Annotated in this window: 17 protein-coding genes and 1 pseudogene; 13 read left to right on the forward strand and 5 right to left on the reverse strand. The window is 71.9% G+C overall.

The window, feature by feature from the left end; translation table 11 throughout:
- Positions 1–55 precede the first annotated feature (55 nt).
- On the reverse strand, positions 56–883 hold the full coding sequence (locus tag ACQF4J_RS34390; protein ID WP_351582408.1) for an AbfB domain-containing protein: 828 nt from the start codon (positions 881–883) through the stop codon (positions 56–58).
- 276 nt (positions 884–1,159) lie between these two features.
- Here ACQF4J_RS34390 and ACQF4J_RS34395 point away from each other — a divergent pair, with 276 nt between their 5' ends.
- Together ACQF4J_RS34395 and ACQF4J_RS34400 are read left to right on the forward strand one after the other, a co-directional pair.
- Positions 1,160–1,480, forward strand: a complete 321-nt coding sequence (locus ACQF4J_RS34395; protein WP_351582406.1) for a DMT family transporter — start codon at positions 1,160–1,162, stop codon at positions 1,478–1,480.
- Positions 1,480–2,016 (forward strand): TetR/AcrR family transcriptional regulator, encoded by a 537-nt coding sequence (locus ACQF4J_RS34400; RefSeq protein ID WP_351582404.1) that lies wholly within the window; start codon positions 1,480–1,482, stop codon positions 2,014–2,016. The genes ACQF4J_RS34395 and ACQF4J_RS34400 overlap by 1 nt, the downstream gene beginning before the upstream one ends.
- Before the next feature lie 61 nt (positions 2,017–2,077).
- Here the strand turns inward: ACQF4J_RS34400 and ACQF4J_RS34405 are convergent, their stop codons facing one another.
- The gene (locus tag ACQF4J_RS34405) at positions 2,078–2,959 is read right to left on the reverse strand and encodes a winged helix-turn-helix transcriptional regulator (RefSeq protein WP_351582403.1); all 882 of its coding nucleotides are present in this window, start codon (positions 2,957–2,959) and stop codon (positions 2,078–2,080) included.
- 128 nt (positions 2,960–3,087) lie between these two features.
- Between ACQF4J_RS34405 and ACQF4J_RS34410 the strand changes: the two genes are divergently transcribed.
- The 3 genes from ACQF4J_RS34410 to ACQF4J_RS34420 all read left to right on the forward strand — a co-directional run bounded on the left by ACQF4J_RS34410 (position 3,088) and on the right by ACQF4J_RS34420 (position 6,532).
- Positions 3,088–4,308, forward strand: a complete 1,221-nt coding sequence (locus ACQF4J_RS34410) for an MFS transporter (RefSeq protein ID WP_427167578.1) — start codon at positions 3,088–3,090, stop codon at positions 4,306–4,308.
- A gap of 133 nt (positions 4,309–4,441) precedes the next feature.
- On the forward strand, positions 4,442–5,431 hold the full coding sequence (gene dapD / locus ACQF4J_RS34415) for a 2,3,4,5-tetrahydropyridine-2,6-dicarboxylate N-succinyltransferase (protein WP_427167579.1): 990 nt from the start codon (positions 4,442–4,444) through the stop codon (positions 5,429–5,431).
- 102 nt (positions 5,432–5,533) lie between these two features.
- On the forward strand, positions 5,534–6,532 hold the full coding sequence (locus ACQF4J_RS34420) for a DUF4365 domain-containing protein (protein WP_427167580.1): 999 nt from the start codon (positions 5,534–5,536) through the stop codon (positions 6,530–6,532).
- A 22-nt stretch (positions 6,533–6,554) separates the two neighbouring features.
- On the opposite strand, the gene ACQF4J_RS34425 is transcribed toward ACQF4J_RS34420, so the two are convergent.
- A complete protein-coding gene (locus ACQF4J_RS34425) occupies positions 6,555–7,058 on the reverse strand; it encodes a hypothetical protein (RefSeq protein ID WP_351582395.1) in 504 nt (167 codons plus the stop codon).
- A 137-nt stretch (positions 7,059–7,195) separates the two neighbouring features.
- On the opposite strand from ACQF4J_RS34425, the gene ACQF4J_RS34430 reads away from it, so the two are divergent.
- Together ACQF4J_RS34430 and ACQF4J_RS34435 are read left to right on the forward strand one after the other, a co-directional pair.
- Entirely contained in the window at positions 7,196–7,753 is a 558-nt protein-coding gene (locus ACQF4J_RS34430) for a SigE family RNA polymerase sigma factor (RefSeq protein ID WP_351582415.1), read from the forward strand.
- Positions 7,750–8,976, forward strand: coding sequence for a WD40 repeat domain-containing protein (locus ACQF4J_RS34435; protein WP_351798521.1), 1,227 nt, complete (start codon positions 7,750–7,752; stop codon positions 8,974–8,976). The genes ACQF4J_RS34430 and ACQF4J_RS34435 overlap by 4 nt, the downstream gene beginning before the upstream one ends.
- Positions 8,977–8,989: 13 nt before the next feature.
- Here the strand turns inward: ACQF4J_RS34435 and dapA are convergent, their stop codons facing one another.
- Positions 8,990–9,892, reverse strand: coding sequence for a 4-hydroxy-tetrahydrodipicolinate synthase (dapA, locus tag ACQF4J_RS34440; protein WP_427167581.1), 903 nt, complete (start codon positions 9,890–9,892; stop codon positions 8,990–8,992).
- A gap of 162 nt (positions 9,893–10,054) precedes the next feature.
- On the opposite strand from dapA, the gene ACQF4J_RS34445 reads away from it, so the two are divergent.
- The 4 genes from ACQF4J_RS34445 (at position 10,055) to ACQF4J_RS34460 (ending at position 11,857) form a co-directional block, all read left to right on the forward strand.
- Positions 10,055–10,186, forward strand: coding sequence for a hypothetical protein (locus ACQF4J_RS34445; protein ID WP_267955905.1), 132 nt, complete (start codon positions 10,055–10,057; stop codon positions 10,184–10,186).
- The gene (locus tag ACQF4J_RS34450) at positions 10,183–10,878 is read left to right on the forward strand and encodes a hypothetical protein (protein WP_427167582.1); all 696 of its coding nucleotides are present in this window, start codon (positions 10,183–10,185) and stop codon (positions 10,876–10,878) included. Before ACQF4J_RS34445 ends, ACQF4J_RS34450 begins: the two co-directional genes overlap by 4 nt.
- Positions 10,879–10,946: 68 nt before the next feature.
- Positions 10,947–11,366, forward strand: a complete 420-nt coding sequence (locus tag ACQF4J_RS34455) for a phage holin family protein (RefSeq protein ID WP_351582386.1) — start codon at positions 10,947–10,949, stop codon at positions 11,364–11,366.
- Positions 11,363–11,857 (forward strand): DUF3618 domain-containing protein, encoded by a 495-nt coding sequence (locus ACQF4J_RS34460; protein WP_351582382.1) that lies wholly within the window; start codon positions 11,363–11,365, stop codon positions 11,855–11,857. The genes ACQF4J_RS34455 and ACQF4J_RS34460 overlap by 4 nt, the downstream gene beginning before the upstream one ends.
- 159 nt (positions 11,858–12,016) lie before the next feature.
- Here the strand turns inward: ACQF4J_RS34460 and ACQF4J_RS34465 are convergent.
- Positions 12,017–12,335 (reverse strand): annotated as a pseudogene (locus tag ACQF4J_RS34465) (hypothetical protein); the annotation flags it as partial.
- 61 nt (positions 12,336–12,396) lie between these two features.
- On the opposite strand from ACQF4J_RS34465, the gene ACQF4J_RS34470 reads away from it, so the two are divergent.
- Positions 12,397–13,005, forward strand: coding sequence for an ArsR/SmtB family transcription factor (locus ACQF4J_RS34470; RefSeq protein ID WP_427167583.1), 609 nt, complete (start codon positions 12,397–12,399; stop codon positions 13,003–13,005).
- 13 nt (positions 13,006–13,018) lie between these two features.
- Positions 13,019–13,753, forward strand: a complete 735-nt coding sequence (locus ACQF4J_RS34475; RefSeq protein WP_351582378.1) for an SRPBCC domain-containing protein — start codon at positions 13,019–13,021, stop codon at positions 13,751–13,753.
- Positions 13,754–13,758: the final 5 nt, after the last annotated feature.

Here is a 13,758-nt window from a genome sequence, read left to right on the forward strand (position 1 = left end):
CGGCACCCTTCGCGGGTGCCGCCGCTTCGTGCTGTGGTGCCGCCGCTGCGCCGTGTCAGGCCACGCCGCCCACCAGCCGGAACGCCGAATCCGAGAGATAGAGCGAGCTGTTCTGGAACGGATCGAGCTTCAGCTGGAAGTTCTGGTGGCGCAGGAAGCGGCCCGGGTAGTTGACCGACTCCAGCATGACCGCGCCCGAGTAGGCGGAGGCGCGGGGGCAGAAGGTCGCGTCCTGCCGGAACACGGCCGAGCCGTCGTTCGGTTCGTCGCGCAGCAGGAAGTTGCGGTGGCGCAGGTAGCTGCCGTCGTGCGTGGCGAACGAGTAACAGGAGCTGTCGGCCAGGCCCTTGACCAGTTTGAACGTGGAGTCTTGACGGGACTCCGAGCCGCCGAGGGGGTCGAGCTTCACGTAGTCGCCGCTCACGTGCCAGTAGCGGTCGGGGTAGTTGACCGAGTCGACGGACCGCCAGCTGACCGACGGCTTCGGCTTGGAGGGTGAACTCGCGTGCGAGCCGGGGGACTTGGGGGGCTTGGTGCTCCGCGCCGCGGACGGTGAGCCGTTCTCCTGGGGCTCGGGGGAGGTGCTGGGATGCGTCGACGACATGCCGCTCTTGCCGCCCGGCGGTGCCGCGTTCTTGACGGAGGGTGAGGCGAAGGAGATCAGGCCGGGGACGGTCTCGGTGGACGACGGGTCCTGCGACGCCTTCGAGGCACGGTCGGCGCCCGTGTCCATGACGGCCACCGCCATCACGCAGGTGATGACGGTGGCTATGGCGAGCCCGCCGGCCAGCCACAGTCTTCGGGTGCCCGGCGCGCGGGACGTGTCGGGGGCCCAGCCGTTCTCCCAGGGTTCGCGAGAGGGCTCGGGCGTGAATTCTGGCATGCGCAGTTCCTCCAGCGGCGCCCATGGCGGCGGCCGGGGGTGTGAGGGTGGGGTGATTGAGCGGTGAAACACTAGTGGAGCCAGGGCGAGTTGGGGGAGATGTTTCGGCAAGCGATTTCCGCGAATGTTCAACGTCCCTGGAAAAACCTGCTTACGGGATAGTGAAGCGCCTCCCGTCGCGCACGGGACTTCACAGCCCCTCCTCGGCGCCTTCCCGGTCTCGCCGCGACTCCTCCTTGTGTACGCCCGTACGCATTGTTGTGTACGCTCGTACACATGGGATACCTGTTGCTCGGCGCGGCCATCGCCGCCGAGGTCGGCGCCACGACCGCCATGAAGTTCAGCGAAGGCTTCAGCCGGCTCGTGCCGTCGCTGGTGACCGTGGTCGGATACGTCGTCTCCTTCGTCCTGCTCGCGCAGACCCTTAAGGCCATCTCCGTCGGCACGGCCTATGCCATCTGGTCGGGCGTCGGCACCGCGGCCATCGCCACCATCGGCCTGTTCTTCTTCGGTGAGGGGATGACGGCGACCAAGGCCGCTGGGATGGCCCTGATCATCGTCGGAGTGGTGGTGCTCAACCTCGGGGGCGCGCACTGATGCCCCGCCGCTACGATCCCGACCGGCGCCAGCGGATCATCGACGCCGCGATCCGGGTGGTCGCGGACAAGGGCCTCGCCGGGCTGACCCACCGCACGGTCGCCGCCGAGGCCGACGTGCCGCTCGGTTCGACGACGTACCACTTCAAGACCCTGGACGAGCTGATGGTCGCCGCACTGCGCCAGGCCGACGAGGGCTTCGCCAAGGCCGTCGCCTCCCGCGGCGGCCTGACGGCCCCGGGCGGCGACCTGGCCGCCGAACTCGCCGGCCTGCTCGGCGACTGGCTCGCGGGCGAACGCACCGGCGTCGAGCTGGAGTACGAGCTCTACCTCGCCGCCCTGCGCCGCCCCGCCCTGCGCCCCGTCGTCGCCGAGCAGATGACGGCCCTCGCCGACCGCCTCGCCCGCCGCACGGACCCCGTCACGGCCCGCGCCCTGGTCGCGCTCATGGACGGCATCTGCCTGCAGGTGCTGCTGACGGGGACGCCGTACGACGAGGGGTACGCGCGCGAGGTGCTGGCGCGGATGATTCCCTGACACGTGGGCTTCCTCCGGAGACCGTGAACCCGCCGGGTTCCTCCGGGAACCGTGCACTCATTCACGCCCTGTCCCCGCGTACCGCCGCGAGGGCCGCCGTGACGCTCCCCGCGATGTCCGTCACCGGATACAGCACCTCGCGCACCACGCGCTCGCGGTCCACGACCAGCGTGAGCCGCTTCAGCCGGCCGGCTCCCGCGGCACGGAACGTCGGCAGCCGCAGCGCGGCGACCAGCGACAGCTCGGAGTCCGACAGCAGCGGAAAGCGCAGCCCCTCCTTCTCGGCGAACGCCCGCTGCTCGTCCGGGCGTTGGGTGGAGACCCCGTGCACGGCGGCGCCTGCCGCGGTGAACTCCGCCAGCCGGTCGCGGTAGGTGCAGGACTCCAGGGTGCAGCCGGCCGTGCCGGGGATGTCCGTCCAGCCCGGCGGATAGGAGTCGGCGCGGGCGTAGGCACCGGGAAAGCAGTAGAGGACGGTGTACGGGCTGTCGGCGGCGACGGGATCGCGCAACTCGCCCCGGTCGTCGAGGAGCCGGAGCTCGGGCACCCGCGTGCCCACCAGTTCGTGCACCCGCCGCGCCTCCGCCGAGGCCTCCTCGGCCGTGGCCGTCGTGCTCCCGTCGCCCAGGACCCAGGTGTCGCCCCAGTCCTGGAGCGCGACCAGGACGGGAAGCAGGGCCCGCCCGCGCGGGGTGAGGCGGTACTCGTACCGCGGCGGGTGCTCCTGGTAAGGCACGCGGGTCAGCACGTCCGCCTCGACGAGGAGGCGCAGCCGCTCGGTCAACACCTTGCGGGACACGCCGAGTTCGGCCCGCAGGGCGTCGAAGCGATGCACTCCGCGGGCCGTGTCCCGCACGATCAGCAGGGTCCACCAGTCGCCGACGACGTCCAGGGCCTGGGCGATGGCGCAGGTGGCGTCCTCGAGGCTCGTCCTGCGGGCCATGGTCTGCCGTCCCTTCGTGCACAGGTCGTCGTTGACCTGAGGCTGTCATGCGTCCATAGTAAGTTCCCAAAAGGAACTGACTTGGCTGTCGGCCGGTGACGGGGGAACGGGTGCGAGGTCTGCGAGAGGTGCCGAGGCCGGTCTGGCTGCTGGCCTGCGGGACGTTCGTGAACATGGTCGTGAGCGTGAGCTTCGCCTTCACGTTCCTGTACCTGACCGGGCCGCGCGGGCTGGACGCGGGCGCGGCGGGACTGCTGAGCGGCATCGCGGGGACCGGGCTCGTCGCGGGCAACTTCACGGGCGGCTGGTACGGCGACCGGTTCGGCCATCGCCGCGTCCTGCTCGCGGCGGCCGCGGCCTCCGGCCTGCTGCTGGCCGCCGTGCCACTGCTGCCGACGGCCGCGCTGTTCGCCGCGCTGCCGACGGCCCAGTACGTGTCCGGGGTCCAGCGTGCCGCGGCGTCCGCCCTGGTCGCGGCCGTCGTGCCGGGCGGAGCGCGGCGGCAGGCGTTCGCGGTGATGCGGGCCGCGTCCAACGGGGGGTTCACGCTCGGACCGCTGCTCGGGGCCCTGGTCGCGACCCGCTTCTCCTACGACTGGCTGTACCTGGCGGAGGGGCTCGCAAGCCTGGCACTGGCACTCTGGACGGCCCGGGTGGTGCCCCCGTCGGCGGTCTCGGCCGGCCGGCCGCCGGCCCACGGTGAACGGCGGGGCGGGGTGTGGGCGGCGCTCCGGGCGCGGCCGGCGGTGCTGGTGCTGCTGCCGGCGATCGTCATCATCGACGTCGTGTACCGGCAGCAGTACTCCACCTTCCCCGTCTTCCTGGCCGACCACGGGATGGACGCGCGGGTGTACGGGGCACTGCTCGCCGTCAACGGGGGCCTGCTGCTGTGCCTGGAACTGCCGGTGGCGCTGGCGCTCAGGCGGCGGTCGCCGCTGCGGATCGTGGGGACCGGCCTGCTGCTGGTCGCCGCGGGATACGGCGCGCTGCTGCTCGGGGCGGGCGTCGGTACGGCCGTGGTGATGATGGCGGCGCTGACGCTCGGCGAGGCGCTGTACAAGACCACCGCCACGGCGTACGTCGCCGACCAGGCGCCGGAGCATGTGCTCGGGCGGTTCCAGTCGCTGTACGCGGGTGCGTCGATCAGCGGGGTGGTGCTGGCGGCACCGCTGGGCGGGGCGGTGTACGAGGCGGCGCCGGGGCTGTTGTGGCCGCTGTGCGCGGGCCTGGGGGCGATGGCCGGCGGGGCGGTCCTGCTGGCCGCGGGTTCGCGCGCCTCCCGCACCCCGCCCGACGCCACACCACCGGAACCCCGGACGACCCGCCCGCCCGCGGTGAGCGCTCCCTGAAGTCGGACCGACGCGAGCCGTCGGCGATGCGGCACAGGGGTGGGATGGCCGGTCGGTCGAGTGGGGCGTTCGGCACCTGAGATGTCGGGGCGCTGGTTGGCCTGGGCGCCCCTCGGGCGGTTAGGTTGCCCTCATGACCGACACGACTGCTCCTCGTACGACCGGCGCCGCGGCCGCCGGGCTTGCCACGATCGCCGCCGACGGCACCGTCCTCGACACCTGGTTCCCCGCGCCCGAGCTGACCGCCGAGCCCGGCCCGTCCGGGACCGAGCGGCTGACCGCGCAGCAGGCCGTCGAACTGCTGGGCGAGGGCGCGGCGAAGGCGATCGGCCCGGACGCCCGGCGCGGCGTCGAGGTGGTCGCGGTCCGTACGGTCATCTCCTCGCTGGACGAGAAGCCGATCGACGCGCACGACGTCTACCTGCGCCTCCACCTCCTGTCGCACCGGCTCGTCAGGCCGCACGGCCAGAACCTGGACGGCATCTTCGGCTTCCTCGCCAACGTCGCCTGGACCTCCCTCGGCCCCGTCGCCGTCGAGGGCGTGGAGAAGGTGCGGCTCAACGCCCGTGCCGAGGGCCTGCACCTGCAGGTGACCTCGATCGACAAGTTCCCGCGCATGACCGACTACGTGGCCCCCAAGGGTGTCCGGATCGCCGACGCCGACCGCGTCCGCCTCGGCGCCCACCTCGCCGAGGGCACCACCGTCATGCACGAGGGCTTCGTCAACTTCAACGCCGGCACCCTCGGCACCTCCATGGTCGAGGGCCGCATCTCGGCGGGCGTCGTCATCGGCGACGGCTCCGACATCGGCGGCGGCGCCTCCACCATGGGCACCCTCTCCGGCGGCGGCAACGTCATCATCTCCGTCGGCGAGCGCTGCCTCATCGGCGCCGAGGCCGGCGTCGGCATCGCGCTCGGCGACGAGTGCGTGGTCGAGGCGGGGCTGTACATCACCGCCGGCACCCGCGTCACCATGCCCGACGGCCAGATCGTCAAGGCGCGTGAACTCTCCGGCGCCTCCAACATCCTCTTCCGCCGCAACTCGGTCACCGGCACGGTCGAGGCCCGCCCGAACAACGCGGTCTGGGGCGGCCTGAACGAGATCCTGCACAGCCACAACTGACCATCGGCGACCGTGCACCACGGTCGCCCACATGGACAACGCCCTTCGGCGGCCGAGGACGGCCCGGAAGGGCGTTCGTGTGAGAAGGACTGAACTGAACGCATGGCCCACAGGAAGCGCCGCAACTTCCGGCATGTGATGGAAGAGGACTCGGGTGCCCTCCTGCGCTCCGACCTGCCCAGGGAGTGGGTGATCCACGAGTACGCGCCCGACTACGGAATCGACGGAACCGTCGAGATCTTCGAGCCCGTCGGCGACGACGGCGAGAGTTTCGAGACCCTCGGCGAGCACATCTTCTTCCAGCTGAAGTCGATCAACAAGAGCAACGTGGTCTCCAGGGTCGCGGTCGAGCGGTCCAACCCGCTGCTGGCCCGGACGGCACCGAACGGCCCGCGGGACGCGGCCCGGCGGGACTCCGTGCGCTTCGACGTCCTCACGTACGACATGGAGGTCGACGAGTTCCTCACCGTCGAGGCCATGGGGGCCAGTGTCGCGGTGGTCCTCTTCCTCGTGCCGCTGGACCGGGGCGAGGTCTACGCCGTCAGCCTCACCGACTACATCGACAGGGTCCTCGACTTCGAGGACCCGGACTGGCGCGGCAAGTCGACGAAGCGGATGTACGTCCCGCTGGTCAACCGCGTGCCGACTCCGCCGGCCATGACGCTGCTCAGGCAGTACGGGAAGCGGGCCAAGCTGATGCACCTGTTCAACATGGCGGTGTACCAGTCGAATGCCCTGGAATGGTTCACCGGCGGAGAGGACGAGTTCACGGCGCTGACCGGCCGCTTCGTCGACCGCCTGCTCGCTCTCGACGTCTGGAACGAGAACAGCTGGTCGATCCTCCAGCGCTACCACGACACGCTCCTCGGCTATCGGGAGCTGCTCGCCGGAGACGAGAGCCCCGCCGACAGCCTCGGAGCCGGACGGGACACGGACATCCGGTTCACCTGGCGCGGGCTCGCCGCCCTCGGCGTGACCTACGAGGACCTCGTCCGCGAGTGGGGCCTGCCCACCTTCAACGGGATCATGAACCTCTCGCTGCCCGACTTCGGCCCCGAGTACGGTGCCATGATCGAGCACACGCCCGCTCCCGAGGGATGACGGCGCGGCCGCGCGGTCGCCGTCAGGTCCGCAGCCCCGCCGCGAACCTCCCCAGTGCCGTGAAGTCCTCCTCGCGCAGGCCGACGCGCGGGTCGACGTGGTGCAGCAGCGCGGCGCCCGGGTGGGCGCGGCCCACGTACTCCTCGTCCGCCCGGCTCTGTTCGTCGTCCACCCAGGCGAACGGGCGCCCGGCGGCGTACGCCACGATCGCCTCCGTCTTCCAGTGGACCCCGTCGGGGCGCAGGGCGAACAGGCCCGCGCCGAAGTCGACGTACGGCAGCTCGGGCAGCCCCACGACGGGGGCGATCCAGCGGTTGGCCGCATCCATCCACGTGGTGGCCCAGCACAGTTCGTAGTCGAGGGCGAGAAGGGCCTCGCCGTGCCCGGGGTTCAGATACACGGGCAGGGCCCGGCCGGGCTGGAGGGCGACGACGATCGTCGTGTAGCCCTCGGGACGCCCGTACGGCTGGGCCGCCCACGGGTTGAGGGGACCGTCGACGTCGAGGAACAGCAGTGGACGGCGCACACGGACAACGTACGGCAGATCCCGGCGCGACCGGCGGAGAATCTTCCGGAGCGCAGGCATAGCTCCCGGCGGCCGGACGCGTCACAAGGGGCACAGGGGCGGACGACCGGTCCGCCCGGGGGAAGGCGAAGGTGACGATGGATGCCGAGGCGCAGGACAGCTTCCGGGAGTTCGTGGAACACCGGTCGTCCGCGCTGCTGAAGACGGCGGTGCTGCTGAGCGGAGGCGACCGGCACGCCGCCGAGGACCTCCTGCAGAACGCGCTGATCAAGGCCGCGGGGCGGTGGCGCCGGATCGAGGAACCGGAGGCGTACGTACGGCAGGTCCTCTACCGGCAGCAGATCAGTCGCTGGCGGCTGAAGTGGCGCAGACGGGAGCTGACGGTCGCCGAACCACCGGACACCGGGGCCGGCCGGGACGGCGCCGCCGACGCCGACCTGCGGCTGCTGATGCGCGGCGCGCTCGCCCGTCTCACCGCCCGGCAGCGCACCGTCCTGGTACTGCGTTACTTCGAGGACCTGCCGGAGGCCGACGTGGCCCGCATCCTCGGCTGCTCGGTGGGCACCGTACGGTCCACCACCCACCGCTCGCTCGCCCGGCTGCGCGCCCTCGCGCCGGAGCTGGCCGCGCTCGGCCCGCCGGACGCCGCGGAAGCGCCGTCCCGTGACTACTCACCCGTGGAGGTGCGTCCGTGAACGTCGAGGAACTGCTGCGCGACTCCCTGCGCGAACTGGCCGCCGAACAGCCGCCTGCGGGAGGCGGGTTCGGCGATCGGGTGCTGGCCGTCCGCCGGCGCCGCCGCGCCCGCAGGCTCGCGTCCGTCGCCGCGGCCACGGCCGCCGTGGTCGCCGTCGCGGTCGGGGTGCCGCTGCTGGAGTCCGGCAAGAGCGACGTGCGTCCGTCGGGCGTCGTGCAGAAGGACGGCATCACCGGTCACCCGGACCAGTCGCCGCCGCGCGAGCTGGTCGCGGCCGGGAACGCGGTACTGGCCGCGTACTACACGGTCCGCAACCAGCCGAAGACCGAGCACACAGCCGTCCAGGAGCGCACCTACCGGCTGCTCGACCCGAGGACCGGGAGGTACGAGAAGGACACCCGGTGGTCGATCGTCGCCATCGCCCCGGGACTGAGGACCGCCGCCGTGCTGGAGCGGAACCTTCCCGCCCAGCGGATCGGTCTGCTCGATCTCGCCACGGGCAGGGTGGAGCGGTGGATCCCGGTCGCGCACGGGGTCGGCGGGCTCGCGTTCTCGTACGACGGGCGCAGGCTCGTGGCCACGACGTACGACGCGAATCCCGATCTGCGCACCAAGGTGAAGGTACGCAACAGCAAGAACCAGGAGGTGTGGGACTGGATGTCCGGGTTCGGCGACTCCAGCCGGTCCGGTTTCTACGACCTCGACGTGCTGTCCGGCAAGGGTGCCTGGACGCCGGTCGCGTTCGACCGCAACACCAACTCCCGCCAGGACTTCGCGTTCAGCCGCGCCGGCGACCTGATGTACGCGCAGGTCATCGGCGGCCGGGACGGCATGCAGCAGTTCTACGACCACCAGGGCGCCAAGGTCGCCGCCCCGGCGGACGAGAGGTACCTGCGCTCGGACGTCCCCGCCAGGCTGTCCCCGAACGGCCGGCTCGCCGCCCTCGGCCTGACCAAGGAGGTGTCGCCCGGGAAGTCGTACTCCTCGATCCGTGACCCCCGCACCGGCAAGGAGATCACCAAGATCCGCGGCGCCCAGCTGCTCGCCTGGGCCGACGACAGGCGGCTCGTCGCCTGGGAGCGGGTGACGACCCTGGACGAGCCGTACCGGGCGCGGCTGGTGCTGGTCACTCTCGGCAGCGACAGGGTCGTACCCCTGAGCGGAGCCCGCGACGACCACTACGACCAGCAGGAGTGGGAGCCCGTCTTCGCCCGGCGCTGACCCAACCACCGGTTCAGCCGTCGATCAGCTCCCGGTACGCCGCCAGCAGCCCGTCGACCGCCTCGCGGCCGGCGGGCCGCAGCGGGGCGCGGACCGGGCCCGCGGGCAGGCCGAGTTCGCCCAGGAGGGCCTTGGCGGTGACCGCGCCGGGCAGGCCCGCCGACATCATCGACTCGATGAGCGGCGTCGCGCGTTGCTGGAGGCGGGCGGACACGGGGGTGTCGCCCGCCTCGAACGCGTCCAGGACCGCGCGGAGCCGGTCGGGGACGACGTTGGCGACCGTGCTGATGTAACCGGCGCCGCCCACCGCGTACAGCGCGAGGTTGTGCTCGTCGCAGCCCGCGTAGTACGCCAGGTCCGTGCGGGCCAGTACCTTCTGGGCGGCGAGGAAGTCGTAGGAGCAGTCCTTGACCGCCACGATCCGCGGGTGCTCGGCGAGCCGGAGCATCGTGTCCGGCTCGATACGGGTGCCGGTGCGGCCCGGGATGTCGTAGAGGACGACCGGCAGTCCCGAGGCGTCGGCGACCGTCCGGAAGTGTTCCTCCAGCGCGTCCTGCGGAGGCCTGCTGTAGTACGGGCTGACCACCAGCACGCCGTCGGCGCCCGCCTTCTCGGCCTCCAGCGCGAGCTCCACGGTGTGCCGCGTGTCGAAGGTGCCGACCCCCGCCACGATCGACGCCCGGCCGCCCACCGCCTCCCGCACCGCCTCGACGAGCGCCGCCTTCTCGGCGTCCGTGGTGGTCGGCGACTCGCCCGTCGTACCGGAAAGCACCAGGCCGTCGCAGCCGAGGGAGACCAGACGGTCGGCGAGCAGCTGGGCCCCGCCGAGGTCGAGCGCGCCGCCCTCGGTGAACGGCGTGATCATGGCGCAGAGGGCGCGGCCGAAGGGCGGGGCGGAGCGTGCGGTGGTCGTCATGGCATCAGTCTTCGACAGAACGACAGTGAAGCTCCACTTAAATCTTCTACGAGATATGGATAAGGCTTCCTACGTCGTTCGGCTTTTGGGCCCTATGTCCATCCCGGCCCTCTTGAGTCACCATGGCAGGACGGTGACAGAGCGCTGGTCATGGGAGGCGTCATGAAGCTCGGCAAGGCACTGGCGACCGGAGTCGCGGAGGAACGGCCGCAGATCCATGAGGAAGAGCCCGAACTGCCCGAGGAGATCACCGAGGAACTGAAGGCCCCCGAAGAGGTCCCGGCCGCCCGATGAGACTGCGGCTTCCGGAGGAACGCCCGACGGAGCCGCCGACCGGATACAAGATCGCCCACCCGGTGCTGTCCCAGGACGGCACCCGGGCCGGGTTCACCGGTGTGTCGCTGGGCGGCGCGCTGCCGTACGGAGTCCTGGCCGACGCCTCCTGCGTCTACGGACTGCGGCACGGCGCACCGCACCGCCGCTGCGACTGCGGCTTCCACTGCGTGCACGACCGTACGACGGCCGAGGCACTGCTGTGCACGGCCGAGCACCGGACCGCCGTCCTGCTCGAGGTGGTGGTCCTCGGCCGCTACATCCGTTTCGAGCGCGGCTTCCGCTACGCCCGTCAGCGGGTGCGCACCGCCACGGTGGGCCCCTGTGCCTGCGGCGCCGTCGCGGTGGCCCTGGCCGACGCGGGCCGGGGGCGCCCCGGCTGGCGCGTCCTCGCCCCCTCCTGCGCGGGCTGCGTCCGCGGCCGTACGTCCGTCTCGCTCGCCGCGTTCGCCCGGCTGGCCGGAGAGGGCCTGCGCGTCGTCGCCGGAGCCGAGGGCGCCCGGCGGACGGCCGGGACCGGTCCGTCCGTCGACCACCTCGGCGTGCCCGAACTGGTCGCGGAGGCGGCGCTGTTGCAGGCCCGCCTGGACTGGTTCCAGACCCAGCTGGCCAGGCTCGGCGAGCCCGGCGGCCGCGGCGGGCGACAGGGGTAGCCGGGGACGGGACGGGTACCCGCAGTGTTCCGAACGTTTCGAACAAAGGGACACGAGAGGAGGCGACCGTGACCGGGACCATGCAGCCCGGGCCGGTGCGCGACGACCACCGCTCCGTGGGTGAACTCGTCAACCAGGCCACCGAACAGCTCTCCCGGCTCCTTCGACAGGAAGTGGCCCTCGCCAAGGAAGAGCTCGCCGCCAAGGGCCGGCGCGCCGGACGTGGTGGCGGACTGCTCGGGGCGGCCGGCGCGTTCGCCTACGCCGGCCTGCTCGCCGCGGCCGGAACGGCGATCGCCGCTCTCTCGCTGGTGCTGTCCGTGTGGGCCGCGGCGCTCATCGTCACCGCGCTGCTGTTCGTGATCGCCGCCGTCCTCGGTGCGACGGGCCGCGCCCAGCTGCGCAAGGCCACACCGCCCACGCCGGAGGAGGCCTTCGGCAGCGTCAAGGCCGATGTCGAGGAGATCAAGGAAAGGGCACACCGATGACGGACAAGGCGGCCGGGGATACGGGCGTCGAGGGGCCCGAGCAGCTGCGGCGGCAGATCGAGCAGACCCGCAGTGAGCTCGGCGACACGGTCGAGGAGTTGGCAGGCAAGATGGATGTCAAGGGCCGCGCACAGGCACGCGCGGCGGACCTCAGGGACAAGGCGGGCGCGATGACCGTGCAGCTGCGCAGCACGGCGGCCCAGGCGGGTCACACCGTGCAGGAGCGGGCCACGAAGGCGGGCCACAAGGTCCAGGACACGGCCACCAGGGCCGGTCACCAGGCCCACGACCGGGCCCTGAAGGCGGGCCACACCGCCCAGGACAGGACGACGCGGACCCGGCACACCCTGGAGGACAGGGCCGAACACGACATGCCGTGGCCGGCCGGCCCCGTAGTGAAGGCGGCGGTGCGCAACCCGCGACCGGCGCTGCTCATCGGCGCGGCTGTGCTGGCGATCGCGGTGGTGTCGTGGAGGTACCCCAAGAAGTAGCCGGCAGTGCGAGGCAGCCGGCACAGGAATACGACGGCCGGACTCCGGACGGGCTCTGAAGCCGCCCGGCGTCCGGCCGGTTCCTTTCAGGGCCGCACCGGTCCGGCGTCCGGCCGGTTCCTTTCGGGCCGTACCGGTCCGGCGTCCGGCCGGTTCCATTCAGGGCCGCACCGGCGGCTCGGCGGCGGTCGTGGTCCGCGCCGTGGCCCGCAGCGACGCCCGCAGCTTCGGCGGCCACTTCCGGGTGTCGCGGGGCTCGACGTACGGCTCCTGGGCCGGCGACTGCCCATGGAACGCGGCCCGCTCGCGGGACAGCTCCGCGTCGAACTCCAGCCCCAGCAGGATCGCCAGGTTCGACAGCCACAGCCACACCAGGACACAGCCACAGCCACACCAGGCACACGATGGCTCCGGACAGGGTGCCGTACGTCCTGTAATTCCCGCCCCGAACGGCCGAGTTGATGTGAGCCGTGATCCAGGGCCCCACCGAACACCCGAATCGTCTGGACAAAAAAAGTTTTCGGTGAGACGGTGGGGGCATGCTGGACGTCACCGTGATCGAGGACCCCGAGGCCGCCGCCGTGTCCCTGGACCCCATACGGGCCCGGCTGCTCGCCGAGCTGGCCGCCGGGCCCGCCTCGGCGGCCATGCTCGCCGGCCAGGTCGGGCTGCCGCGGCAGAAGGTGAACTACCACCTCAAGGCGCTGGAGCGGCACGGCCTGGTCGAGCTGGCCGGCGAGCGCCGCAAGGGAAACGTCACCGAGCGGCTGATGCGGGCGACCGCGGCGTCGTACGTCATCTCGCCGCTCGCCCTCGCCGCCGTGCAGCCGGACCCGGACCGTTTCCGCGACCAGCTCTCCGCACGCTGGCTGCTGGCCCTCGGCGCCCGGCTGGTGCGCGACGTCGGATCGTTGATCACCGGTGCGGCCAAGGCCCGCAAACGGCTGGCCACCTACGCCCTGGACGGCGAGGTGCGCTTCGCCTCGGCCGCCGAACGGGCCGCGTTCATCGAGGAGTTGACGGCCGGGGTCAGTGCCCTGATCCGCAAGTACGACGCCCCGGACGCCGAGGGCGGCCGTGACCACCGGATCGTCGTGGCCGTCCACCCCACGCTCAAGCAGACCGAGCCGCCACAGGCATCGCAGTAGTCAGGAGACCGCCATGTCCAAAGAGTTCGAGATCGCCCGGGAGTTCGAGGTCGACGCCACTCCCGAGGAGGTGTGGGAGGCGGTCACCACCGGCACCGGAGGATATCTGTGGCCGATGGACCCGCCGGAGCCCAAGGTCGGCGGCACGGGGCCCTTCGGGTCCACGGTCACCGCCTGGGACCCGCCGCACCGGTACACCAACCGCGTCGCGGACGTCGAGGGCATCGCCGAGCAGACGATGAACCAGCTCGACTACACGATCGAACCCCGCGACGAGGGACGCCGGGCCTGGGTGCGGTACGTGCACAGCGGCATCTTCGTCGACGACTGGGACAACCAGTACGACGGCGCCGCCAAGCACACCGACTTCTATCTGCACACCCTGCGCGAGTACCTGGTCCACTTCGCGCCCCGGCCGGCCGCGTTCGCCACCTTCGACGGGCCCGAGGCCTCGAAGGCCGCCGACGCCCTGGCCGTCGTCGGACGGGCGCTCGGCGTCGGCGAGGACGTCACGGCCGGCACCCGGGTGACGGTCCACGGGCCGGACGACTTCGACGCCGTGGTCGACTTCCGCAACCCGTACTTCATCGGGCTGCGCACCGACCGGGGCCTGACCCGCGTCTTCGGCCGCAACCACTGGGGCCACCCGGTCGGCATCTCGCTGCACGACTTCACCCCGGGCACCGACATCAAGGAGTGCGAGAGCGCCTGGCAGGGCTGGCTGAACGGCGTGTTCGACCAGCCCTGACCGGG

Source organism: Streptomyces sp. C1-1, assembly GCF_050214755.1.
Classification (GTDB): Bacteria; Actinomycetota; Actinomycetes; order Streptomycetales; family Streptomycetaceae; genus Streptomyces.

Bases quoted from the DNA above. Each gene is read 5' to 3' on its own strand.
- ACQF4J_RS34390 (WP_351582408.1), bottom strand. From the start codon at position 883: ATGCCAGAATTCACGCCCGAGCCCTCTCGCGAACCCTGGGAGAACGGC.
- ACQF4J_RS34395 (WP_351582406.1), top strand. From the start codon at position 1,160: ATGGGATACCTGTTGCTCGGCGCGGCCATCGCCGCCGAGGTCGGCGCC.
- ACQF4J_RS34400 (WP_351582404.1), top strand. From the start codon at position 1,480: ATGCCCCGCCGCTACGATCCCGACCGGCGCCAGCGGATCATCGACGCC.
- ACQF4J_RS34405 (WP_351582403.1), bottom strand. From the start codon at position 2,959: ATGGCCCGCAGGACGAGCCTCGAGGACGCCACCTGCGCCATCGCCCAG.
- dapD (WP_427167579.1), top strand. From the start codon at position 4,442: ATGACCGACACGACTGCTCCTCGTACGACCGGCGCCGCGGCCGCCGGG.
- ACQF4J_RS34420 (WP_427167580.1), top strand. From the start codon at position 5,534: ATGGCCCACAGGAAGCGCCGCAACTTCCGGCATGTGATGGAAGAGGAC.
- ACQF4J_RS34430 (WP_351582415.1), top strand. From the start codon at position 7,196: ATGGATGCCGAGGCGCAGGACAGCTTCCGGGAGTTCGTGGAACACCGG.
- dapA (WP_427167581.1), bottom strand. From the start codon at position 9,892: ATGACGACCACCGCACGCTCCGCCCCGCCCTTCGGCCGCGCCCTCTGC.
- ACQF4J_RS34445 (WP_267955905.1), top strand. From the start codon at position 10,055: ATGAAGCTCGGCAAGGCACTGGCGACCGGAGTCGCGGAGGAACGGCCG.
- ACQF4J_RS34450 (WP_427167582.1), top strand. From the start codon at position 10,183: ATGAGACTGCGGCTTCCGGAGGAACGCCCGACGGAGCCGCCGACCGGA.
- ACQF4J_RS34460 (WP_351582382.1), top strand. From the start codon at position 11,363: ATGACGGACAAGGCGGCCGGGGATACGGGCGTCGAGGGGCCCGAGCAG.
- ACQF4J_RS34470 (WP_427167583.1), top strand. From the start codon at position 12,397: ATGCTGGACGTCACCGTGATCGAGGACCCCGAGGCCGCCGCCGTGTCC.
- ACQF4J_RS34475 (WP_351582378.1), top strand. From the start codon at position 13,019: ATGTCCAAAGAGTTCGAGATCGCCCGGGAGTTCGAGGTCGACGCCACT.